20 protein-coding genes are annotated in these 22,144 nt (G+C 64.9%); 10 read left to right on the forward strand and 10 right to left on the reverse strand.

From position 1 onward, the window contains the following. Positions 1–132: 132 nt before the first annotated feature. The 4 genes from ACQP1T_RS32590 to ACQP1T_RS32605 all read left to right on the forward strand — a co-directional run bounded on the left by ACQP1T_RS32590 (position 133) and on the right by ACQP1T_RS32605 (position 4,371). The gene (locus ACQP1T_RS32590) at positions 133–1,389 is read left to right on the forward strand and encodes a metallophosphoesterase family protein (RefSeq protein ID WP_433756859.1); all 1,257 of its coding nucleotides are present in this window, start codon (positions 133–135) and stop codon (positions 1,387–1,389) included. Positions 1,390–1,525: 136 nt separating this feature from the next. Next, complete coding sequence (locus ACQP1T_RS32595) at positions 1,526–2,569, forward strand: alpha/beta hydrolase (protein ID WP_433756860.1); 1,044 nt, start codon at positions 1,526–1,528, stop codon at positions 2,567–2,569. A gap of 93 nt (positions 2,570–2,662) precedes the next feature. Next, positions 2,663–3,748: an S-(hydroxymethyl)mycothiol dehydrogenase gene (locus tag ACQP1T_RS32600; protein WP_433756861.1), complete on the forward strand. Its 1,086-nt coding sequence runs from the start codon at positions 2,663–2,665 to the stop codon at positions 3,746–3,748. Then, on the forward strand, positions 3,745–4,371 hold the full coding sequence (locus ACQP1T_RS32605) for an MBL fold metallo-hydrolase (RefSeq protein WP_433756862.1): 627 nt from the start codon (positions 3,745–3,747) through the stop codon (positions 4,369–4,371). The genes ACQP1T_RS32600 and ACQP1T_RS32605 overlap by 4 nt, the downstream gene beginning before the upstream one ends. A 77-nt stretch (positions 4,372–4,448) precedes the next feature. Here ACQP1T_RS32605 and ACQP1T_RS32610 read toward each other — a convergent pair whose 3' ends face one another. The 3 genes from ACQP1T_RS32610 to ACQP1T_RS32620 all read right to left on the reverse strand — a co-directional run bounded on the left by ACQP1T_RS32610 (position 4,449) and on the right by ACQP1T_RS32620 (position 6,714). Continuing rightward, entirely contained in the window at positions 4,449–4,904 is a 456-nt protein-coding gene (locus ACQP1T_RS32610; RefSeq protein ID WP_433756863.1) for an SRPBCC family protein, read from the reverse strand. Between the two features lie 38 nt (positions 4,905–4,942). Then, the gene (locus tag ACQP1T_RS32615; RefSeq protein WP_433756864.1) at positions 4,943–5,785 is read right to left on the reverse strand and encodes an alpha/beta fold hydrolase; all 843 of its coding nucleotides are present in this window, start codon (positions 5,783–5,785) and stop codon (positions 4,943–4,945) included. Positions 5,786–5,874: 89 nt separating this feature from the next. Beyond that, positions 5,875–6,714, reverse strand: coding sequence for a DUF72 domain-containing protein (locus ACQP1T_RS32620; RefSeq protein WP_433756865.1), 840 nt, complete (start codon positions 6,712–6,714; stop codon positions 5,875–5,877). A 99-nt stretch (positions 6,715–6,813) separates the two neighbouring features. On the opposite strand from ACQP1T_RS32620, the gene ACQP1T_RS32625 reads away from it, so the two are divergent. Then, complete coding sequence (locus ACQP1T_RS32625; RefSeq protein ID WP_433756867.1) at positions 6,814–7,125, forward strand: pyrimidine/purine nucleoside phosphorylase; 312 nt, start codon at positions 6,814–6,816, stop codon at positions 7,123–7,125. 5 nt (positions 7,126–7,130) lie between these two features. Here ACQP1T_RS32625 and ACQP1T_RS32630 read toward each other — a convergent pair whose 3' ends face one another. The 4 genes from ACQP1T_RS32630 to ACQP1T_RS32645 form a co-directional block, all read right to left on the reverse strand. Beyond that, positions 7,131–7,973: an NAD-dependent protein deacetylase gene (locus ACQP1T_RS32630; RefSeq protein ID WP_433756868.1), complete on the reverse strand. Its 843-nt coding sequence runs from the start codon at positions 7,971–7,973 to the stop codon at positions 7,131–7,133. A gap of 71 nt (positions 7,974–8,044) precedes the next feature. Beyond that, positions 8,045–8,593, reverse strand: coding sequence for a YceI family protein (locus ACQP1T_RS32635; protein ID WP_433756869.1), 549 nt, complete (start codon positions 8,591–8,593; stop codon positions 8,045–8,047). 159 nt (positions 8,594–8,752) lie between these two features. Next, a complete protein-coding gene (locus ACQP1T_RS32640; RefSeq protein ID WP_433756870.1) occupies positions 8,753–9,847 on the reverse strand; it encodes an LLM class flavin-dependent oxidoreductase in 1,095 nt (364 codons plus the stop codon). A gap of 82 nt (positions 9,848–9,929) precedes the next feature. Next, on the reverse strand, positions 9,930–10,631 hold the full coding sequence (locus tag ACQP1T_RS32645) for a TetR/AcrR family transcriptional regulator C-terminal domain-containing protein (RefSeq protein WP_433756871.1): 702 nt from the start codon (positions 10,629–10,631) through the stop codon (positions 9,930–9,932). Between the two features lie 130 nt (positions 10,632–10,761). Between ACQP1T_RS32645 and ACQP1T_RS32650 the strand changes: the two genes are divergently transcribed. After that, complete coding sequence (locus tag ACQP1T_RS32650; protein ID WP_433756872.1) at positions 10,762–12,219, forward strand: MFS transporter; 1,458 nt, start codon at positions 10,762–10,764, stop codon at positions 12,217–12,219. Positions 12,220–12,399: 180 nt separating this feature from the next. Further along, on the forward strand, positions 12,400–13,188 hold the full coding sequence (locus ACQP1T_RS32655) for a hypothetical protein (protein ID WP_433756873.1): 789 nt from the start codon (positions 12,400–12,402) through the stop codon (positions 13,186–13,188). A gap of 45 nt (positions 13,189–13,233) precedes the next feature. Here the strand turns inward: ACQP1T_RS32655 and ACQP1T_RS32660 are convergent, their stop codons facing one another. Continuing rightward, entirely contained in the window at positions 13,234–14,367 is a 1,134-nt protein-coding gene (locus ACQP1T_RS32660; RefSeq protein WP_433756874.1) for a serine hydrolase domain-containing protein, read from the reverse strand. 459 nt (positions 14,368–14,826) lie between these two features. Here ACQP1T_RS32660 and ACQP1T_RS32665 point away from each other — a divergent pair, with 459 nt between their 5' ends. The 3 genes from ACQP1T_RS32665 (at position 14,827) to ACQP1T_RS32675 (ending at position 18,431) form a co-directional block, all read left to right on the forward strand. Beyond that, complete coding sequence (locus tag ACQP1T_RS32665; protein WP_433756875.1) at positions 14,827–16,371, forward strand: LCP family protein; 1,545 nt, start codon at positions 14,827–14,829, stop codon at positions 16,369–16,371. A gap of 125 nt (positions 16,372–16,496) precedes the next feature. Beyond that, complete coding sequence (locus ACQP1T_RS32670) at positions 16,497–17,711, forward strand: L,D-transpeptidase (protein WP_433756876.1); 1,215 nt, start codon at positions 16,497–16,499, stop codon at positions 17,709–17,711. Between the two features lie 63 nt (positions 17,712–17,774). After that, positions 17,775–18,431 (forward strand): TetR/AcrR family transcriptional regulator, encoded by a 657-nt coding sequence (locus tag ACQP1T_RS32675; RefSeq protein WP_433756877.1) that lies wholly within the window; start codon positions 17,775–17,777, stop codon positions 18,429–18,431. Position 18,432: 1 nt separating this feature from the next. Here the strand turns inward: ACQP1T_RS32675 and ACQP1T_RS32680 are convergent, their stop codons facing one another. Next, on the reverse strand, positions 18,433–20,463 hold the full coding sequence (locus ACQP1T_RS32680) for a CocE/NonD family hydrolase (RefSeq protein ID WP_433756878.1): 2,031 nt from the start codon (positions 20,461–20,463) through the stop codon (positions 18,433–18,435). Positions 20,464–20,680: 217 nt separating this feature from the next. Then, positions 20,681–22,141: a flavin-containing monooxygenase gene (locus ACQP1T_RS32685; RefSeq protein ID WP_433756879.1), complete on the reverse strand. Its 1,461-nt coding sequence runs from the start codon at positions 22,139–22,141 to the stop codon at positions 20,681–20,683. Positions 22,142–22,144: the final 3 nt, after the last annotated feature.

A 22,144-nucleotide genomic window follows, 5' to 3' on the forward strand; every position in this document is an offset into this window, starting at 1 on the left:
CCCCATGCTCGAGCCGCGACTTCGAACCCTATGGCTGGCGAATGTGGCCGCGGGCGCGGCCGCGGTGACCGTGCGAACGCCGCTCTACGCTCGACCGAGAACCGCCCATTCCGTTCGCGTGCAACGGGACTCGTGCTGGCCACCGATCTCGAGCTGGTCACGGTTACCGATCGCTCGGTGATTCTGACCTGGACCACGTGCGTTCGCGATCGCTATGGCCGCGGCCGTCCGGTCCCGGCCGATACCGAGGTCCGGATCGCACCGGTCGACGGCCGGTCGGCGGCGCGACCGCGCTATCTGGACTCCCGGCCGACCGCCTATCACTATGCGGAGCTCGATGGCCTCGAACCCGGCCGCACCTACCGATTCGAGGCCTATTCGGACGGCCACCGCGCCGTTCCCGCCCGCACCCTGGTGACGCGCCGCTCCGGAACACCGGAATCCACCGGCACATTCACCACCGCACACCCGCCGCCGGGACGACTGCTGCACACCATCGCACTCGCCAATGACGTGCACTTCGGCGAGCACAGCAGCGGCCTTATCGTGGCCGGGCTCCCCACCGGCCTACGCCACGAGACCGAGCAATATGCGGAGTTCATGCTGACCGCACTGCTCGATGACCTGCGCCGACCGGACCGCGCCGCCGATCAACTGATCGTCGCGGGCGATCTCACCGATACCGGCACCCTCGAACAGTCCCTCGGCGTGCGGGCCCGGCTGGACGAGTGGGGTGCGCTCGGCCGCGACTACTTCGTCTGTCGGGGTAACCACGACAAGCCGGACGAACACCGAATCGACCACTGGGGCACGGTATTTCACGCCCGTCAACGCCTGGTCGAATATCGCGTCGGCGAGCTACGCATGATCGGCCTTGACACCACTCGGCTGCGTGGATCCGGTGGCACCATCGTCGCACCGCAATTGGCACATCTGCGTGAACTCCTGGCGGCCGATCCGGACCGGCCCACTCTTGTCTTCGGCCATCATCCTGTGACTTCCCATGCGGCGGTGAGCAATCCGGGTGGTCCGGGATTCGTCCTCGATCGCACGAATGCCGCAGCGCTGCACGCGCTCTATCGCGACGCACCCGGCGTATTCCTGCACCACTGCGGCCACACGCACCGCAACCGGCGCAACCGCCCGGACTCCGGTGTCGATGTGGAATTCCTGGAAGTCGCCGCTACCAAGGAATATCCGGGCGGCTACAGCCTGCTGCGCGTCTACGAGGGCGGCTACACGGTCAACTTCTGCAAGACCCGTACCGAATCCGCTCGCCGCTGGAGCACCCGCACCCGCCGCCAATACCTCGGCCTGCATCCGGATCACGCCCTCGGCAGCTGCGCCGACCGCAACCACGTTGTACTGCGCGATTTCGCCGGGCTGTAGCTACTGTCGGCCATGCGGACAGTGACCATGCGGCGGACGGCCGAGCGTAAACTCACCAGCTGACGCTGTTATCGACGGCGCTGCTACGCGCGCGTGCGCGGCATTCGAGAGTCCGGTCTGTGAGAGGGTCGAACTCGTGGGTGTTGGCAGATTTCGATTAGCGGCCGCTCTCGGCGCGGTCGCCATCAGCGCGTCGACCGGTATCGCACAAGCCGGTGGCCCAGACCTGGTCGTTGCTGATGGTCAGGTGCTGGAGTCGGTGGTCACCGGGGATGGTTCCAGGATTACCGGGGTTCAGACTCGGGACGATCGGCATCTCACGTTGACGGTGTATTCGGGGGCGATGGGACGGGAGTTCTCGGTGCAGGTGCAACGGCCTGCCGATACCACGGTGCCGCGGCCGACGTTGTATCTGCTGGCCGGGGTCGATGGTGGGATCGATGGGGCGACATGGGGTACGAAGACCGATGTCATGCGGTTTTTCGGGGATAAGAATGTCAACGTGGTGCAGCCGCTCGGCGGGGCGTACAGCTATTACGCCGATTGGCGGGCGGTGGATCCGGCGTTGGGAGTCAACAAATGGCAGACGTATCTGACGCGGGAATTGCCGCCGCTGATCGATGCCGCATTGGGCACCAGTGGGCGCAATGCCATCGCGGGGATCTCCACCTCCGGTACATCGGTGCTGTCGCTGGCGATTTCGAATCCGGGGTTATACCGATCCATCGGCGCGTTCAGCGGATGCGCGCAGATCAGCGATCCGGTCGGCCAGGCATTCGTCGCGCTGTCGGTGCGCAAGGGCGGTGGCGATCCGGTGAATATGTATGGGCCGCCGGAGGATCCGATGTGGGCGGCGAACGATCCGTATCTCAATGCCGAAGCCCTGCGCGGGCTGAATCTGTACCTGTCGGCGGGAAGCGGATTGCCCGGGCCGTACGACAATCCCGCCGATCCACACACGCAGAGCTGGGCAGAGGGCGGGCTGCCCCTGCAGGTGACGACGGGCGGTGCGATCGAGGGTGCGACCGCCTGGTGCACCCGCAACATGCGGGCCAGGCTGAATCAGCTCGGCATCGCGGCCACCTACGACCTCGAGCCCACCGGCACCCACTCCTGGGGTTACTGGGAACGCGCGCTGAAGGATTCCTGGCCGATTCTCGCCAATGGGCTCGGCACCTGACCGCCGATTTGTAGAAGCGGAGTGCATCCGCGCGGTTCAATGGTCCGATGGCACCGGACCCATCCGAGCACCATCCAACACCTAGGAGGATTCGTGTCCGAAACCGTGCGTGGCGTGGTTGCCCGTAGTGAGGGCGTACCGGTCGAACTCGTCGATATCGTGATCCCGGATCCCGGGCCGCACGATGTGGTGGTGCGCATCCAGTCCTGCGGGGTGTGTCATACCGATCTGCACTATCGCGAGGGCGGTATCAACGACGAGTTCCCGTTCCTGCTCGGGCACGAGGCCGCGGGCATCGTGGAGACCGTCGGGGATGCGGTAACTCATGTTGTCGCGGGCGATTTCGTCATTCTGAACTGGCGTGCGGTGTGCGGCGAGTGTCGCGCGTGTAAGCGCGGCCGCCCGTGGTACTGCTTCGCCAGCCACAATGCCAGCAAGAAGATGACGCTCGCCGACGGCACCGAACTCAGTCCGGCCCTCGGCATCGGCGCATTCGCGGATAAGACGCTGGTACACGAGGGCCAGTGCACCAAGGTCGACCCGGCTGCCGACCCGGCCGTCGCCGGACTGCTCGGCTGCGGCATCATGGCGGGTATCGGCGCGGCAATGAATACCGGCAATGTGTCGCGCGGCGATACGGTGGCGGTCATCGGCTGCGGCGGTGTCGGCGACGCCGCTATCGCGGGTGCCCGGCTCGCCGGTGCGCGGACCATTATCGCGATCGACCGCGATCCCCAGAAGCTCAGCTGGGCAACGGAATTCGGTGCGACGCACACGATCGATGCGACCAAAGCCGATGTCGTCGAACAGATCCAGGAATATACCGACGGTTTCGGCGCGGATGTGGTCATCGATGCGGTCGGCCGCCCGGAAACCTGGAAGCAGGCGTTCTACGGACGCGACCTCGCGGGCACCGTGGTACTGGTGGGCGTGCCGACCCCGGATATGACCATCGATATGCCGCTGATCGACCTGTTCTCCCGTGGCGGCGCGCTGAAATCGTCCTGGTACGGCGACAGCCTGCCCGAACGCGATTTCCCGATGCTGGTCGATCTGTATCTGCAGGGCCGACTTCCCTTGGAGCGCTTCGTCACCGAGCGCATCGCGCTGGACCAGGTCGAAAAGGCCTTCTCCGCGATGCATGCGGGTGCGGTGCTGCGTTCGGTGGTGGTCTGGTGAGCCTGCGCATCGATCGCGTCGTCACCTCCGGCACCTTCTCACTCGACGGCGGCACCTGGGACGTCGACAACAATGTGTGGTTGATCGGCGACGATGCCGAGGTGGTCATCGTCGATGCCGCCCATGATGCCGACGCGATCATCGAAGCCGTCGGCAATCGCGATGTCCGCGCGGTCGTCTGCACCCACGGTCACAACGACCACGTCACCGTCGCACCGGAACTGGCCGAACGCCTCGACGCCCCGATCCTGCTGCATCCGGGCGACGACCCGCTCTGGCGCATGACCCACCCCGACGTCGACTACCGATCACTGGCCGATACTCAGCGAATCACCGTGGCGGGCACCGATATCGAAGTCCTGCACACCCCGGGCCACTCCCCCGGCTCGGTCTCGCTCTACTTACCCGAGGCCGCCGCCCTCTGCACAGGCGACACCCTGTTCAACGGCGGCCCCGGCGCCACCGGCCGCTCATTCTCCGACTTCGACACCATCATCGATTCCATCCGAGACCGCCTGCTTACCCTCCCCGACGAAACCACCGTCCACACCGGCCACGGCGACACCACCACCATCGGCACCGAAAAACCCGCCCTCGCCGACTGGATCGCCCGCGGCCACTGAGCCCGCTCGAGATCAGGTGGAACTGGTATCGGAGGCTTCTCGCGACCGATGCCGCCATGGATTCCACCTGATCTTGATTACTCGACGTACGCCTTGATGCGCTCGAGGGTTTGGCGCATGCCGTCGCGGTTGGTTTTGCCGCGGGCGCGACCGGCGACCCGCCAGTAGAGGCGCAGGGCGAGGGTGTTTTCGTTGAGTTGGAAGGATTCGGTCACGTCGGTGCCGCCCTCGACGGGCTCGAAACGGTAGCGCCAGGTATTGACCGACATCCCGCGTGGTCCGAGCACGGTGAAGGCGAACTCACGGCCGGGCTCGCACGCGACGATCCGGCAGACCGTCCAATACTTCAGCCCCCAGCCATTGCGGTTGACGTGCCCGCGGAACTTGACGCCGACGGCGGGAGCCGTTGCCCCACCGAGCCATTCGGTGTCGAAGGTCTCCGGCGAGAACTTTCCGGTATTCGTGATATCGCTGACCAGCTCCCAGATCTTCTCGGCGGGCGCTGCCATTCGAACCGTCACGCTATCGTGCATGCCTGCACGCTAGCAGGCGCCTTCTCAGACAGATCCGCTCAGTGCGGATCGATATCGGTCCAGAAGGCGATCAGATCGGCGCAGACGCGGGCCGGGCGGTCCTCGTTCGGTAGGTGGCCGACGCCGTCGTAAACCGCGGTACGAGCGCCCAATTCCTCGGCATAGCGTTCGTGGACACTCGGCGGCCACAGATCACCCGAGTTGCCGTAGGCGATGAGAATCGGGAGGCCCGCGGCGCGCAGGGCGGCGGTGCAGTCGGTCGGGCCCTCCATGACCCGCATGATGCCGACCAAATTCGCCTTCTTGGTCCGGAGGATGCGGTTGCGCAGGAATTCGAGTTTCGCGGGCGGAACCAGCGGGGCGATAGCCTGACTCAGCTGCTCCCACAGCGCTTTCTGACCCCCACGTTCGATGAGTTGGGCGACCAATTGCGGTGGCGCGAAATTGATATCGGAGGTCGAGGACGGACCGGAGGCGAGCAGGGTGAGGCTGCGGAAGCGGTCCGGATGCGCGGCGAGGGCGGCACGGGCGACGTAGCCGCCGAACGAGTGGCCCACCAGGTGAATCGGGGTGTCGTCGGAGATCTGGTCGGCGACGAGGATCAGATCCTCGGCGAAATCGGCCATGGTGTATCCGGATACGTCATCGGGGCCGTCGGACTGCCACTGCCCGCGCTGATCGTAAGCGACACAACGGAATCCGGCCGCGGACAGAATCGGCAGCATGGCCTCGAAGTCCTCTTTGGAGCCGGTGAAGCCGGGGACCAAGAGCACCGTGCCGCGCATCTCGACGTCGTGCGGCGGCACGGATTCCCAGGCGGCCAGCGTGCCCGCCCCGCCGTGCAGGGTGAAGGATGTGGATTGCGCGGTGGCGTGGCTCATCGGTTTCCTCCATCGTGCTCGGCACTAGTGCGGCAACACCTCCATTCTAACCGAGCGCGCATTCGGGATTGTTATTTATTCGAGATATTTCAGAACAAAGTCATCGGCTCGGTCGGAATGGGTTCGGGCAGCGGCTCGAGTTCGGGCAGGCGGGCGCGGACCTCGTCGTGGAAGCGGCGGGCGAGGTGCAGCGAGGAGGCATTGTCCGGGGTGTGGATGAAAACCGTTGGCGAGCGACCCTCGTGCAGCCATGCGACGACGATGTCGAGCCACGGCTGCCAGCCAGCGATCGTGCGCTCGGCCGAATCGCGGCCGTGATAGCGGACGATCGGGAATTCGCTGAGCGCTCGGGTGCGGCGCGGCACCCGCGGTTTCTTCGCCCGCGCCTCGGCCTCCGCGGCGCTCTCGGCGGATCCTTCGAAGAGCAAAGTGGTGTCGAAGGGCACCCATTCGGCACCTGCCCGCGCAAGCACCTGATCCAATTGCCTTGCAGCACTCTCATTTTCGAAGAATGCCGGATGACGGACCTCGACAGCGGACCGGTACGAGTCGGGCAGTGTGCGCAGGAATCCGGCCAGCGTCCCCAGCTCGGTCGGACCGAATGAGCCCGGCAACTGCACCCACAGCGCATGGATGCGCGGGCCGAGCGGTTCCATCGCATCCAGGAAGGTGCGCAGTTCTGCCTCCACACCATTCAGTCTGCGCTCATGTGTGATCGGCTTGGGCAGTTTGACGACGAAACGGAAGTCGGGATCGGTCTGCTTCGCCCACGACTCCACCGTGTTGCGCGTAGGCGTCGCGTAGAAGGTCGTATTGCCTTCCACCGCGGTGCACCACGAGGCGTAATGCCGCAATCGCTCGGCCGGGACCGGTTGATATTCCTGCCATGCCGGGTGCGTCCACATCGCACACCCCACGTGAAGCCGCATGACAGCGACGCTAACGCACCGACCGGCCACCCGTCCGAGCGGTCGAGGCGGGTTCACGTACGCTGACGGCTCCAGCTCCAGCACCTCGGGAAAGAGATCATGACGCGGTTCGAGAACGTCAGTGTGGTCAAGAAGGCCAATGTGTACTTCGACGGCAAGTGCATCAGCCACAGCATCGAGCTGGCCGATGGCACCGCGAAGTCGGTCGGCGTCATCCTGCCGTCCACGCTGACGTTCAATACGGTCGAGCCGGAGATCATGGAGCTGATCCAGGGCGAGTGCAAGGTCACCCTCGCCGGTGCAACCGAAGCCGTGACCTACGCGGGCGGCGAATCGTTCGAGGTGCCGGGCAACAGCTCATTCGAGATCGAGGTGCTTTCGACGGTGCACTACGTCTGCCACTTCGGCTGAGCCGGTCAGACGGGCACTGCACCCAGGCAATCTGCCAGCGCGGTCAGCACATCCGCGCACCCGGCATCGACGGTGAGCGCGGCGAGTTCATCACCGCGGGTCCGGCCGCGGTTGACGATGGCGACTGGTTTGCCCTGTTTCGCCGCATATCGCACGAACCGCAGCCCGGACATCACCGTCAGCGACGATCCCGCCACCAGTAGTGCGTCGGCCGCCTCGACCATTTCGAACGCGGCGGCGACGCGCTGCTTGGGGACGTTTTCCCCGAAGTACACGATGTCCGGTTTGAGCATGCCGCCGCAGTGCGCGCAATCCACCATCCGAAAATTCGTGGTCTCGGCGACCACCGCATCCGCATCGGGCGCGACCTCGACCCCGGTGGCCGTCGCCGAAGCCGCGAAACCCGGATTGGCCGCCTCCAACCGCTCGGCCAAGGTCATCCGCGAAATCAGCGCCTCGCAGCCGAGACACCGAACGCGCGCATAGGTCCCGTGCAGATCGATGACCCGCCGATGACCCGCCTTCGTATGCAGCAGATCGACATTCTGCGTAATCAACCCGGTGACGAAGCCGGACCGCTCCAGCCGCGCCAGCGCCCGATGCGCCGCATTCGGCCGTGACCCGTCCATGGCCCGCCACCCGATATGGTTGCGCGCCCAATACCGCTGCCGGAACAGCGCGTCACCCACGAACTGCTGGTACGTCATCGGGGTCCGCAACGGCGACCCCGGCCCCCGATAATCCGGAATCCCGCTGTCGGTCGACACCCCGGCCCCCGTCAGCACCGCCACCCGCCGCCCCGTCAGCAGCCCGGACAAGCGCTCGACAGCGGCGGAATCAGCGGACATGGAATTCAGCGTAAGCGCCGCCGCCCGGTCGGTGACCCCGGGCGGCGGCGAAGGCACTACATCTGTCCAGATCAGGCCTGCAGGCCGACCTCGATCTCCAGGGTGAGGGTGATCTTGTCGCCGATCACCGCGCCGCCGTCGGGCAGCGGCATATCGATGGTGATGCCGAAGTCCCGGCGGTTGATGACGGTCTTGGCCTCGAAACCGGCGACCGGGCCATGGCCCATGCCGGGGTTGACACCGAGGAATTCGACATCGAGGGAGACCGGGCGGGTGGTGCCGCGGATGGTGAAGTCACCGTCGACGACGAAATCCTCGCCGTTGACGCGGAATCCGGTCGACTTGAAGGTGGCCACCGGGAAGTCGGCGGCGTGGAAGAAGTCGGCGGTGCGCAGGTGCGCGTCGCGCTGCTCGTTGTCGGTGGTCACCGAGTCGACCTTGATCTCGGCCTCGGCCGAGGCGGTGCCGTCTTCATTGATGACCAGCTTGCCGGAGAAGTCGGCGAAGCGACCGCGGACCTTGCTGACCATCAGGTGACGCACGGTGAATCCGAGGGTCGAGTGGGCGGGATCGATGACCCAGGTGCCCGCGGTCAGGTCCTTGGCGGTGGTGGTCGACATTGTCGTTCTCCTCATATAGTTGAGATTTCAATTACGTGGATACGGGTATTCAGTTCTGGCATTACCGGACCGGTGCGCCGTTGCACCGGAGTCAGGTCGTGGCGGCGAAATCCACTGCCACACGGTCGATTCCGACGCGTAGCCGGTGGGAGAGCCCAGTCACTGCGCGACCTCGACGGCCCCGTCCCTGGCCGCGACCAATGACGCATGTGTCGGCGCATCCGGCACATGAGCCGGACGCAGTGCGTCGAACTCCTTGCGCAGCACCGGAACTACCTCCGCACCGAGCAGATCGAGTTGCTCCAGGACCGTTTTCAACGGTAGACCCGCGTGGTCCATCAGGAACAGCTGTCGCTGATAGTCGCCGAAGCTTTCCCGGAACGTCATGGTCTTTTCGATGACCTGCTGTGGACTGCCGACGGTCAGCGGCGTCTGCTCGGTGAAATCCTCGAGCGACGGGCCGTGGCCGTAGACCGGCGCGTTGTCGAAGTAGGGCCGGAATTCGCGCACCGCGTCCTGAGAGTTCTCGCGCATGAACACCTGTCCGCCGAGGCCGACTATGGCCTGGTCGGCAGAGCCGTGGCCGTAGTGTTCGAAGCGGCTCCGATACAGCTCGATCAGCCGCTGGAAGTGCTCCTTGGGCCAGAAAATATTGTTCGCGAAGAAGCCGTCGCCGTAGTAGGCGGCCTGCTCCGCGATTTCCGGACTGCGGATCGACCCGTGCCAGACGAACGGCGGAACACCGTCCAGCGGTCGCGGCGTCGCGGTGAACGCCTGCAACGGCGTACGGAACCGGCCCTCCCAGTCGACCACATCCTCGCGCCAAAGCCGGTGCAGCAGATGGTAGTTCTCGATGGCCAGCGCGATGCCGTCGCGGATGTCCTTGCCGAACCAGGGGTAGACCGGGCCGGTATTGCCGCGGCCGAGCATCAGATCGACGCGACCGTCGGCCAGATGCTGCAGCATGGCGAAGTCCTCGGCGATCTTCACCGGATCATTGGTGGTGATGAGCGTCGTCGCGGTGGACAGCTGCAACCGCTCGGTCCGCGCCGCGATATAGCCGAGCATCGTGGTCGGCGAGGACGGCACGAACGGCGGGTTGTGATGCTCACCGGTGGCGAATACGTCCAGGCCGACCTCTTCGGCCTTGCGCGCGATCGCGACCATCGCCTTGATGCGCTCGTGCTCGGTCGGGGCCCGACCTGTCGTCGGGTCGACCGTCACATCGCCAACGGTGAAAATTCCGAACTGCACGCCGCCTCCTCTCGGAAAGTCTGACACCTATTTGGTGGATATGGCAACCAACAGGGCGGTGTCGCCATCTATTCCCGAGGCTTCACTTGCGAAGGCGCGATTCCAGGCCGTCCATCACACAGAGCAGACCGAAATCGAAGGCCATCGCGCGGGCAGTCTGATAATCGGCGGGCTGCATCTTCCGGTAGTCGTTCAGCATCTCCGGATAGTCGGAGGCCAGCTCATCCATGACATCGAGCACCATCTCCTTGTCGAAACCCTTGTCGCCGAAGACCTTCGCCGCGGTGATCTCCGGGATGACCTGCCCGAGTACATAACTCGTCACGGTGCCACTCGCGAGGTAGATGTCGACGCCGGTGAATCCGGCGCTGATGAAGGTGCGGCGCAGGCGATCACTGAGTTCGAAGGCCTTCGGGCCGACGCTCGGCAGCGAGCCGATCAAGGTGGTCACCCAGGGATGGTCGATCATGGTGAGCCGGAAGTTATAGGCGTAGGTGGTGACGACCTCACGCCATGAAGCCTGTTCCGGATCCGGGATCCGCACCAGACCCCAGATCTCGTCGAGGACGAGTTCGAGCAGTTCGTCCTTATTCGCGACATGCCAGTAGAGGCTGGTCGCGCCCGCATCGAGCTTGGCGCCCAGCTTGCGCATGCTCAATGCGCCGAGGCCATCGGCGTCCAATACCTCCATTGCGGCGGCGACGATCTGGTCGCGGCGCAGTCCGGCCGCCTTGGGCTGGCGCGGCTCACGGGTCCATACCGAGGAGAACTGCTGCTTTGTCACAGCTCCGCCTCGCTAGCGCTCGGCTCCGCTGCGACAAGATGTGCTGCGTCTTCGGTTCCTTCGCTGCGCTCAGTCACAAGGTCAGCATAATTCTCTCGCACATTGTGCGATTCTATCGTACGGTGTTCGAGTGGAATCGAACGTTGTACGAGACCCTCGCCGCTGGTGGATTCTGGGGGTCCTTTGCCTGTCTCTGCTGGTGCTGATGATCGACGGCACTGTGCTCAATATCGCTATTCCGTCGCTGATCCGGGAACTCGACGCGACGCCGTCGGATGTCCAGTGGATCCTCGACGCCTACGTCCTTGTCTTCGCTGGACTGTTGCTCACCGCGGGCAGCCTGTCCGATCGGTTCGGGCGGCGGCGCATGCTGGTGCTCGGACTGGCACTGTTCGGCGCGGCGTCGCTTGCCGCCGTCTTGGCGACCGAGCCATGGCAAGTGGTCGGAGCCCGCGCACTGATGGGCGTCGGCGGTTCACTGCTCATGCCATCGACCCTGTCCATCCTGATGACCACCTTCGCCGAGGACGAGCGGCGCAAGGCGATGGCGGCCTGGTCCACCGTCTCGATGGTCGGCATCGTGCTCGGTCCGACGCTGGGCGGCTTTCTGCTGCAGCACTATTGGTGGGGTTCGGTGTTCCTGCTCAATATCCCGGTCGCGGTGCTCGCGATTGTCGCCGCGCTGGTTCTGATGCCGGAATCCACCGGTGAGCAGCGGCCGGTCGACCTGATCGGGGTGCTGCTCTCCATCGTCGCGCTCACCTCGACGGTCTACGTCATCATCGAGCGCGAGTGGAATATCCCGATGATCGGGCTCGCCGTGGTCACAGGTCTGGCGTTTGTGGTCTGGGAGAGCCGGTCGGCACATCCGATGCTGCCGCTGGCGGTATTCCGCAATCGCGATTTCACCGGCACCTGCTGCACACTGCTGCTGATGGTGTTCGGTATGGGCGCGATCATGCTGATGCTCACCCAGTACCTGCAGTTCGTGCTCGGCTACGGGCCGATGAAGGCGGGTCTTGCCCTGCTGCCGTATGCGGTGGCCGCGGCGGTATGCAACGGTCTCGGCGCGACGCTCGGCAAGAAATTGAGCAATAAGACGCTCATCGTCGCCGGTCTGCTCGTCATGGGCGGGGCGTTCGCGATTCTGGCCGTCGGTTCCGGATACTTCGCGGTGCTGGCCAGCATGCTGGTCATGGGGATCGGCGGTGGTCTGGCGGGTCCGGCCGCGTATGCCGCGATCATGAGCGCGATTCCGCTGGAGCATGCGGGCGTCGGCTCGGCCATGAACGACACGCTGCAGCAGATCGGCATGGCGATCAGCATCGCGATCCTCGGCAGCGTACTGGCCGGTGTGTTCACCTCCCACATGCCCGACGACGCACCCGACGCCGCACGTGAATCCATCGGCGCCGCTTTCCAACTCGGCTATGTCGAACCGGCCAAGGACGCGTTCACCGATGCGATGTCGACCGGCGCCTGGATCAGTGCGGGCTTCAGCATCGCCGCCGCCCTACTCGGAATGGCGCTGCTGCGGACACGTCCCACGCCGAAGATCGACACGCCGGAAGAAGTAACCGTGTCATAGCTGACATCGATTTTTCGTCCCGAATCCGGTCCGCTCGCACCGCAGGCTCGGCTAGGCTCCCCTCGACCTTCTTGCCGCGCAAATGAGTACATTTGCACGGGGAGCATCTCGAGCAGGAGTGTCGAGCCTGCGCCTGCGTTTGCCAATAGCGAAAATCCTGGTGACGGAATGGAATACCGAATGAAGCTTTGCGATAGCACTGCGGCGGCGATCCTTGTCATCGGTGCCGTGACCTTGGGCGCCGGAGTCTCGCATGCCGAGCCGGTCGCCGCGCCCGCGCGGCAGGACATCACTTACTCGGTCAAGCTAGTCGACAAGACCGTCGTCGCCAGCGTGCGCGGCGGCACATTCACGCTGTCCAAGGCGGCGGAAAGCGAACTCGCGGCGGGCGGCGACGGGCGGCTGGTCGACAAGGACGGCACATTGGTCGATAAGGACGGCAAGGCCGCCGATGTCGCCGATGTGGTCGACGTCGTCGATCTGGCCGATACCGACGGCCACGTCGTTTTGACACTGCCACTGCGATTCCGGGTCGCCGATACCGACATTCCGGTCAAGCCCGTGGTCGAAAAGGACGGCACGGTACTGGAACTGGCGCCGCATAAGCCCGCCGGACTCGACATCTCGCAGCCGCTGGCCGTCAAGCCGGTCGCATCGGTGACCGAAAACCACCGCGCCCGTGACGAATTCGCCACCCAGTTCGGTCTGGCCACGGCGGTCGGCGGCTTCGTCGGAACCGCGATCGGCGCGGTTGTCGGCTGTGTCGCGACCATTGCCGCCGGATGCATCCTCGGCTTGACCACCGGTGCGGCCCTCGGCGGGATCATCGGCACGATAGCGGTTGGCGGACCGGTCCTGATCGCATCCGGCGTGGATTACGTCAACACGATGTTGGCTCCGGACGGGACCACGCGGTTCGCGGATAAGACGACCCAAGCCGCGCCGACCACCCCGGCCGCGCCGAACTAGATCGGTCGCCGGCCAAGCGAGAGGCCAGCGACCACTCTGACAGCCTCACCCGCAGAAGGCGGCGTCTACTAGGCCGTCCATCGCGGCCCGGTAGCCGAGACCGTACAGCGGTGGGACTTGGTTGAGACCCACGGTTATCGAGCGGCGAGGGGTGTAGCCGCCGAAGACGAAGAATCCGTCCATGGCGCCGCCGTGGCTCCAGATATCGATGCCGCAGGCATTGGTGCGATGGAACAGACCGAGACCGACATCGTCGGCCAGGGCTGGGTCGCCGCCGTGGATGGTGTGCTGCATTTCGGCGAGTTCGGTCGGGCGGAGCAGGTTTCCGGTGAGCAGGGCGGTGAAGAAGCGGTTCAGGTCGGCGTCGGTGGAGACGAGTGCGCCATCGGCCAGGCCCCAGCCCGGGTCGATATCGGTGATGTCCACCTGGGTGCCATTGAAAATCTGGTATGCGCGCGGATGTGGACCGCGAATCACGTTCTCCTGCGGAAATGCGGGCCAATAAGTGTCGCGCAGTTGCAGCGGCTCGAGGATCCGTGCGGTCACCTCGGCGCCGACCGGTCGTCCCGTGACCTGCTCGATCAGCTTTCCGGCCAGCAGGTAGTTGGTATTGGAGTAGCTGAAGGCCGATCCGGGCGCGAACAGCGCGGGCATATCCAAACCGAGTCGGATCAGCTGATCCGAGGTTTGGTACCGCTGCAATGCCTCGACCGAACCCCAGTCCAATCGAACGAGATAGTCCGGAATACCGCTGGTGTGCTGCAATAGATTTCGGACGGTGATCAGATTCCCGTCGCCGCCGGGGCCGCGCACCACACCGGGCAGATAATCCTCGATCGGAGCATCGAGCTGGATACGCCCCTCCCCCACCAACTGCAGCACCACGGTCGCCACGAATGTCTTGGTATTGCTGGCGATACGGACCTGTGCGTCATCCGGAAACGCCTCGCGCGACGCGAGATCGCCGACGCCGCTATTGAACTGGGTCGCGTCGCCGTCGGCGGTGACGACCAGCTGCGCACCCGGCACGAAAGCCGAACGGACCAGGTCATCCAGCCGGGATTGCAGCACGTTGAGGCGCACCGGTGCCGGTTGGGCCGAGGATGCCGCCAAATTCGGCAGCACCGAAATCATCATCAGCGCTGAAACCAGAGCCATCGTCAGCTTGAACCGCCGCATTCATCCTCCATCCCCACGGCCCGCTCGGCCGTTCCTTCGGTGCGGAGAGTGGTACCGGCGCGGGTCCCGTTCGGTTCGAAGAAAAATCCGGCGCGGGCGCGTCGTCGGTCGCAGTGTCGGGTCGGATCAGCCGCTATCGGACACATGCGGCGTCCAGCCGGCGAGGTGGCGGACGGGACAATCCGACACCGGGACCGACACCGAGGATGCGCAACACCGGAGCAGCCATACATAAGAGACTAGATCGTGAATCCGTGCAGATCACAGTGTCCGATTCTTGCCCGCTCCTGCCGGCGTCGGTAAGACTGGAAAGGTTGAACGGGCCTTTCGAGTGACTGGCGAGCAGTCACCAGCGCGTGCGACTAGTCATCAGCGGGTATGACCCGGACGTGCGCTGTGTCGAATAACCCGAGACGAAAGCTGAGGCGGCGAGAATGATCCGGGACCCAGGTCGCCGCCATGGATGACGACACCGTCGAGATTCCCAAAATCACCGACCCTCGCCGCCCCAGACACCGACGAGCAGAACCGAAACCCCATCGCGGCCGCAAAGCGGCAAAAATCGCGATGCGCGTCCTCACATCGATTGCCGCGCTCGCCGTCCTGTCCGGCACCGGATTCGCCTGGTCGGCCAAGACCGAATTCGATAACGGCTTCACCCACACCGACGCCATCGGCAAGGATGCGCCCCGTTCACTCGGCGGCGATCTGAATATCCTGCTGATCGGCCTGGACACCCGCAAAGACCTGGACGGCAAGGATTTGCCCAAGGAGATCCTGGACCAGTTGCATGCGGGCGACGGCGACAACGGCGGCTACAACGCGAATTCGCTCATCCTGCTGCATGTTCCCGCGGACATGCACAAAATCGTCGCCTTCTCCATTCCGCGCGACGACTATGTCGCGGTCTCCGGCATTCCTGGCTACGACCACGCCAAGATCAAGGAGGCCTACGGGCTGAAGAAGGCCGCGACCGAGACCAAGCTGGAAAATTCGGGCATGAAGGACAAGGTGGCCCTGGAACGCGCGGGCCGTGAGGCGGGGCGAGCATCCATCGTGCAGACGGTGCGCAATCTGGTCGGCGTCCCGATCGACCGCTTCGCCGAAATCTCGCTCGTGGGCTTCTACGACCTGGCCGACAAGCTCGGCGGCGTCGATGTCTGCCTCAATCACGCGGTCGACGACAGCTACTACTCCGGCGCCGTCTTCCCCGCGGGCCCGCAGCACCTCGACGCCGCCAATGCGCTGTCGTTCGTGCGGCAACGCCACGGATTGGAGAACGGCGACCTCGACCGCACGCACCGCCAGCAGGCCTTCCTGACCTCGGTCGCCAAATCGCTGAAGGACACCGGAACGCTGACCAACTTCAGCAAGCTCTCCGGTCTGATGGACGTGGCGCACCGCGATATCGTGCTGTCCGACGGCTGGAACCTGCTCGACTTCGCCCGCGACCTCGGCTCGGCGGGCTCGATCTCGGTCGAATTCCGGACACTGCCGGTGTTGCGCTACGACGTTATCGACGGTCAGGACGTCAATATCGTCGATCCGGCGGCCATCAAGAAGGAAGTGCGCGCCGCCTTCGGCATCGAAACCACGCCGAACACCCCGACACGCACCCCGACCAGCATCGTCGATGTCCACAATGCGAGCGGATACAGCGGCCGGGCCGCCCAGCTGTCCACCGCACTGACCAAACGCGGCTATCCGGCGGGCACGGTGGCTCCCGGCACCCGCGCCGACGGCACGACCACCACCGTCAGCTACGGCACCGGGGCCGATGCCGATGCCGCACAGCTGGGCGACATCCTCGGCGTCACCCCCACCGCATCCTCGAGTGTCGAGCCCGGCCACATCAGGGTGGTCGTCGGCACCGATTTCACCATGCCCGCCGAACTCGTGCCGACCACCAGCGCGACCCCGACCACCACCTCCGTCCAACCCGCGCCCGATGCGGGCAAGCCGGTCGCGACCACAATCGGCAGCAGTGTGCCCTGCGTCAACTGAGGCCGGATGTTCGCGCAGGTCACACCGCAGCGGCGAAATGGGCTCGAAATGGCCGGTAAACTACGGCACGGGCCAGTAAGTCGTAGGTGCGCCGCAGGGAACGCACGGCGAAACACAGGAGAGTCATGTCGAGTCGCCGCTTCCGGTGGAGAACAGCTGCGGGTTTTGCATTGGTGACGGCGTTGCTCGTCGCCGGATGTTCGTCGAAGTCGGAAGCGCCGACCACCCAGGCCGGACCACCGCCACCCGCGATCGTCATCACGCCGGGCGGCGGCAATAACGTCGATCCGCTCGCGCCGGTCGTGGTGACCGCGAACGACGGCATGCTGACCTCGGTGAAACTCACCAATGAGGCGGGCCGTTCGATCGAGGGCATCTACACCCCGGACAAGACGGCGTGGAAGCCCGTCGATCCGCTCGGCTACGGGCACACCTACACGATCAGCGCCGAAAGCCTCACCATCACCGGCCGCGTCGGACCGATCACCTCGACCTTCAGCACGCTCGCGCCGAACAACCAGACCAAGGTCTACATGACAACCACCGGCGGCCAACCGCTGACGGACGGCGGCACCTTCGGTGTCGGCACCGTCGTTGTCGCGCATTTCGATGAGGATGTCCCGGATAAGGCCGTTGCCGAGAAGCGACTCTCGGTGACGACCAACCCGCCGGTCGACGGTTCCTGGTACTGGCTCGACAAGCGCAACGCGCACTGGCGGCCGCAGCACTACTACGCGCCGGGCACCAAAGTGACCGCCACGGCAAACATCTACGGCGCGGACCTCGGCGGTGGTCTCTACGGCCAGGAGGACACCAAGACCACCTTCACCATCGGCCCGTCACATGTCTCCATCGCCGATGACAACACCAAACAGGTACAGGTCTTCGAGAACGGCAACCTGATCCGCACCATGCCCACCTCGATGGGTAGAGGTGGCAGCGAGGTCATCGCGGGTAAGACGCTGAGCTTCTGGACCCAGCCGGGCATCTACACCGTGATGGACAAGGGCAATCCGGTGATCATGGACTCCTCCACCTACGGCCTGCCGGTCAATTCCCGGCTCGGCTACAAGGAGGCCATCGGCTGGGCAACCCGCATCAGCACCGACGGCATCTACCTGCACCAGCTCGATTCCACGGTCTGGGCACAGGGCAGCCAGAACCTCTCGCACGGCTGCTTGAACCTGAGCGGCGCGAATGCCCAGTGGTTCTACAACTTTTCGATTCCGGGCGATGTGGTCGAGGTCCGCAATACCGGCGGCGCACCGCTCGAGGTCTGGCAGAACGGCGACTGGGGCGTGCCGTGGGACGAGTGGCTCGAGGGCAGCGCGCTGCACTGAGTCTTCGGGGCCGGACCGGAATTTCCGGACGAAAGTTCTCGGTGTGGCAGAATCGTCGGCATTATGACCGTCTTGACCAGCGCGTCTCCGGACCGATTGCCCCGAGGGCCGCATCGCTTGACCCGGGACGAAGTCGTGACGTCACAGCGCGAGCGGCTATATCTCGCCGCTTTGGAGGCGGTCGCCGAACTCGGGTACGGCCCGACCACCATCACCGATATCGTCGGTCGGGCCCGGGTGGCTCGGCGCACGTTCTACGGATTGTTCGACAGCAAAGAGGAATGCTTCACCGCCGCTTTCGATTTCGCGGTCGACGTCATCACCCGTGAGCTCGATCGGGTGGTCGCGGAATCGGGCGCGGACACCTTCGTCGAGTTGGTGCGCACGACACTGCAAACGTATCTGGAGTTCCTGGCCGCCGAACCGGCCGCGGCACGTGCGCTGCATATCGAAACCCTCGCCGCCGGGCCGGGACTCATCGCCCGCCGGGCCCGCACGCACCGCATGTTCGGCTATCGGATGGTGGCCGCGGCGCGAATCGGCGTGCGCGCGGGCGAAGTTCGCGCCGAACCCGATCCCGGACTGATCGATGTGCTGCTCGGCGGCATCGACGATCGAGTCCGGGCCACCCTGATCGAATCCGGGCCACAGCAGCTACCGGCCTTGGCGCCCATACTGACTCGCGCCGCACTGGTCTTGCTCGGCTCCGGCCCGGCTTGATTCACCAGCCCGGCTCGCCGTCGACCGGAATGTTCACCCAGCTCGGTTGATTCGGGTCCAGCTCGAGATGCTGCGGCTTCAATCCGCTCTCATTCAGCAAGGGGCGCAACGGAAGACTGCTCGGAAAGTTCCCGGCGTAGATGTCGACGCGCAGCCGGTGCCCCGGTTGCAGTACGCCGTCGGTGGCGAACATGCCGATATCGATGACCGTCGGCTGGCCGGGCACGATCGGTTCGCGGGTGTCCAGGGTCAGATAGGGGTAGGGGTCGGTGTAGTCGCCGTTGGCCGAGCGGGTGGCCTTGCTCTCGTCGACCGCGCGCAGGGATGCGGTGCGTTGGCCGTGTGTCCATTGGGTCGAACGTCCGTCCGGCGCAACGTCGTTCAACGTCACGGTCCAGTAGCCGTCGGTCGCGTCCAGGACCGTGTCGAGGTGGATCGCGATCGGGCCGGAGATCTGTGTCGGCACGGCGACCGGCGCGCTGGTGAACGTCAGACCGTTTGTCTCGGCGATCCGTGAATCCTTCGTGCAGATATCCGGGAGCGGCAGGATACCCGCCGTACCCTGCGCACCGTCGCGGGAGCAGAGCGAGGTCAGGCCGGGCGCGATCGTAACCCGCGCTGCTCCACCCGGCTGCGCGGTGAGACTGCCGTCGTAGGCGCTGCCCGGTGCGGTGCCCGAGGCCGTCGCGTTCAAATACATACGGCGGTAATCCATATCGGGCCGCGGGAAGGCCGAGGTGTGGGTCCAGCCGCCGCCCTGCTGCCACAGGGTGACCTGGTCGTAGTCATCGATGCCGTTATCGATGCCCTTGAGCCACTTGTCGAACCACGCGCGCTGCAAAACATCCAGGGCCGCCGGTCCGTCGGCGTCACCCATGCCCGAGCCGGTGGTGATGTGATAGTTGTTGTCCATCACCAGCTTCTTCTGGCTGTCCGGCACATTGATCGCGTTGTAGACCCGCGGCGAGGAGTAGGCGAAAATGTCCTGCCAGCCGCCGTAGACGAAGGTCGGCACATCGATGCGATCGGGATGTCCGATCCAGGCCGTGCGCAATGGACTTCGGTCGTCGAGCACCGAATACATTTCGGCCGGAATCTGATCCATGCTCTGGGTGCCCAGCGCCATGATGATCATATTGAAGAAGGTGAACGGGTCGCGGACGCGGTCCGCCAGCCAGGTCCAGTCGAACTTGCCTGCCAGCATGGACACCACATCGGGAATCAGCTTCGTGCCGTCGACGGCGAGCAGCCATTCCGGGATGAACCCGATGCCGAGTGCGCCACCGGGTGCGGCCACGTCGCGGATCAGATCGCTGCCCGGCACGATCGGGAAGATCGCCTGCAGCGCAGCGGGTCTGCGCTCCGCGGTCTGCAGCTGGTTGATGGCCGAATAGGAGATGCCGCTCATGCCGATCTTGCCATTGGACCAGGGCTGTGCCGCGGCCCAGTCGACCACCTCGACGCCGTCTTGCTGCTCGCGGTCCCCGAACACCTGCCAGATGCCCTCGGAGAAGCCGGTGCCGCGCACGTCCACCACCACTTGGGTGTAGCCGCTCTGCACCAGTTTGCGATCAACGGCAAAGGTGCGCGCGGCGCCGCCCGCCAATGCCTGTGCCAGATCGCTGATTCCACTGAGGCCGTAGGCGGACAGATCGAAGCCGTGCAAAGCCTGCATCAGCGGCTCGGCCAGGCCAGGAACGGCGAGCACCGAGTCGGCGATATTCGCCATCAGCTTGGTGTAGGGCGTGAGGTTCACGATGGTCGGCGTCGGCTCGACAATCGGGCGGCCGGAGGCGTCGGCCGGGTGGTACACGTTCGCCTTCAACACCGTGCCGTCACTCATGGTGATCGGGATGTCCCAGTCGATGTAGACGTTCGGATACTGTTGCGGCCCTTCGTGCTTCGCGGTGAATTGCGCATCCAGACCCAGCGTGGCCTGGGTCGGCGCGGCCGCGACAACGGCTCCGGCGAACACGGTGAAGGTGGCTATCGCGGCAGCCACTGCCTTAATCGGACGTCGACGTCGGACCATGTTCGCCAAACCCTCCCGGCAATGAGGAACTACCCCGTTCCCATCATCGAGTGGGTACAGTAACGTGCATCACCGTTGGTACGCAACCATGGCTCGCGACAACGCTCTGTACAGCACACCTCGGGCTATGTACCGCATTTAAGTTGCCAGGCATTCTCCCTGATCTGATTGTGCGGTGTGCGGGGCGCTGGAACCGTCAGGGTTGTGAGACGTTGTGTCACGGCCTTTCGGTATCCCAGTCCCGCGGACGGATGCGACGGCGATCGAGTCGGACGCTGAAGGTCCCGCCCGGCCAGGTCAGGGTGTTGGTGCCGTCCTCGTCGATGAAATAGCTGGTGCAACCGCCGGTCGACCACACCCGGGTGCCGAGCAGCTTCCGTGCGCGGGTGACCCATTCGCGCTCGGCGCGCTCGGACGGGCTGTAGCGGCGAATCCCCTTGGCCCGCATATGCTCGATGGTCCTGGCGATCAGCTTCGTGGTGGGTTCGATGGCGAGGAACTGCGAGGTGTGTGGCAGGGCGGTATTCGGTCCGGTGACCGCGAACAGATTCGGCAGTCCCGCGAAAGCGATGCCGCGATAGGCGCGAAACCCATCGCGCTGGAACTTCTTTCGCGTCGAGGTCGTCGCGGTGCGGAAGTCCGGGAAGTGCGCGATGGAATCCTGAACGTGGAATCCGGTGGCCCATACGATCGCATCGACCTCGTGCAGCGCACCGTCGGCGGTGCGGATGCCGGTCGCGGTGATCTCGGTGATCTTCTCGGTGCTCAGCCGCACATTCGGGCGGGTGAACGAGCGGTAGTAATCGTCGGACACCATCGGCCGCTTGCACCCGAAGGCATAGTCGGGCGTGAGTTTTCGTCGCAATTCGGGATCGGGAATCTGCTTGGCCAGTACTTTACGGACGATCCGCTCGTAGGTCGAAACCAAGCGCGGATGGAATTCGGCGAAGTGCATGGTCTCCAGGAACAGGAAGACGAATCCGCGCGCCGCCAGCCGAATCGGCGGCACGGTACGCAGTATCTTGCGCACCGTTGGTGGAATCGGCCGGTCCAGACGCGGAATCACCCAGGCCGGAGTGCGCTGGAACGAGATGAGCTCGCCCGCCGACTTCGCGAGCGCGGGCACGATCTGCACCGCACTGGCACCGGCGCCGACCACCGCGATCCGCTTGCCCTCCGGTTCGAATGATCGATCCCATTTACTCGAATGCATCTGCGGCCCAGCGAAATCGGCGCGCCCCGGAATATCCGGAATCGCCTCGGCGTGCAGCGAGAAGTAGCCCATGACGACGGCGCGGGCCCGGACCAGCCTGCCGTCGCTGAGCCGCAGCACCCACTGTTCGGCGTCGTCGTCGAAATCCGCTTCGGCCACGTCACTGTTCAGCCGCACATGCCGCCGCAGATCGAAGGTGTCGACGACCCGCTCGGTGTAGGCGCGCAATTCGGGTTGGGTCGCGTACACGCGGGTCCAATCCGCGTTCGGCGCGAAGGAATACGAGTACAGGACCGATGGCACGTCCACCGCGCAGCCGGGATAGACGTTATCGCGCCAGGTACCGCCGACGGCGTCGGCGCGTTCCAAGATGACGAAGTTGTCATTGCCGAGGCGACGTAGGTTGACCGCGACGCCGAGCCCGCTGAAGCCCGAACCGATAATCGCCACATCGTAATTCGTCATGGA

The sequence above is a fragment of the Nocardia sp. CA-135398 genome, assembly GCF_050955845.1.
GTDB lineage: Bacteria > Actinomycetota > Actinomycetes > Mycobacteriales > Mycobacteriaceae > Nocardia.

Coding starts and splice junctions, on each gene's coding strand:
- ACQP1T_RS32670 (WP_433756876.1), top strand. CDS start 16,497: ATGTCGAGTCGCCGCTTCCGGTGGAGAACAGCTGCGGGTTTTGCATTG.
- ACQP1T_RS32685 (WP_433756879.1), bottom strand. CDS start 22,141: ATGACGAATTACGATGTGGCGATTATCGGTTCGGGCTTCAGCGGGCTC.
- ACQP1T_RS32660 (WP_433756874.1), bottom strand. CDS start 14,367: ATGCGGCGGTTCAAGCTGACGATGGCTCTGGTTTCAGCGCTGATGATG.
- ACQP1T_RS32675 (WP_433756877.1), top strand. CDS start 17,775: ATGACCGTCTTGACCAGCGCGTCTCCGGACCGATTGCCCCGAGGGCCG.
- ACQP1T_RS32680 (WP_433756878.1), bottom strand. CDS start 20,463: ATGGTCCGACGTCGACGTCCGATTAAGGCAGTGGCTGCCGCGATAGCC.
- ACQP1T_RS32625 (WP_433756867.1), top strand. CDS start 6,814: ATGACGCGGTTCGAGAACGTCAGTGTGGTCAAGAAGGCCAATGTGTAC.
- ACQP1T_RS32655 (WP_433756873.1), top strand. CDS start 12,400: ATGAAGCTTTGCGATAGCACTGCGGCGGCGATCCTTGTCATCGGTGCC.
- ACQP1T_RS32665 (WP_433756875.1), top strand. CDS start 14,827: ATGGATGACGACACCGTCGAGATTCCCAAAATCACCGACCCTCGCCGC.
- ACQP1T_RS32620 (WP_433756865.1), bottom strand. CDS start 6,714: ATGCGGCTTCACGTGGGGTGTGCGATGTGGACGCACCCGGCATGGCAG.
- ACQP1T_RS32630 (WP_433756868.1), bottom strand. CDS start 7,973: ATGTCCGCTGATTCCGCCGCTGTCGAGCGCTTGTCCGGGCTGCTGACG.
- ACQP1T_RS32635 (WP_433756869.1), bottom strand. CDS start 8,593: ATGTCGACCACCACCGCCAAGGACCTGACCGCGGGCACCTGGGTCATC.
- ACQP1T_RS32610 (WP_433756863.1), bottom strand. CDS start 4,904: ATGCACGATAGCGTGACGGTTCGAATGGCAGCGCCCGCCGAGAAGATC.
- ACQP1T_RS32615 (WP_433756864.1), bottom strand. CDS start 5,785: ATGAGCCACGCCACCGCGCAATCCACATCCTTCACCCTGCACGGCGGG.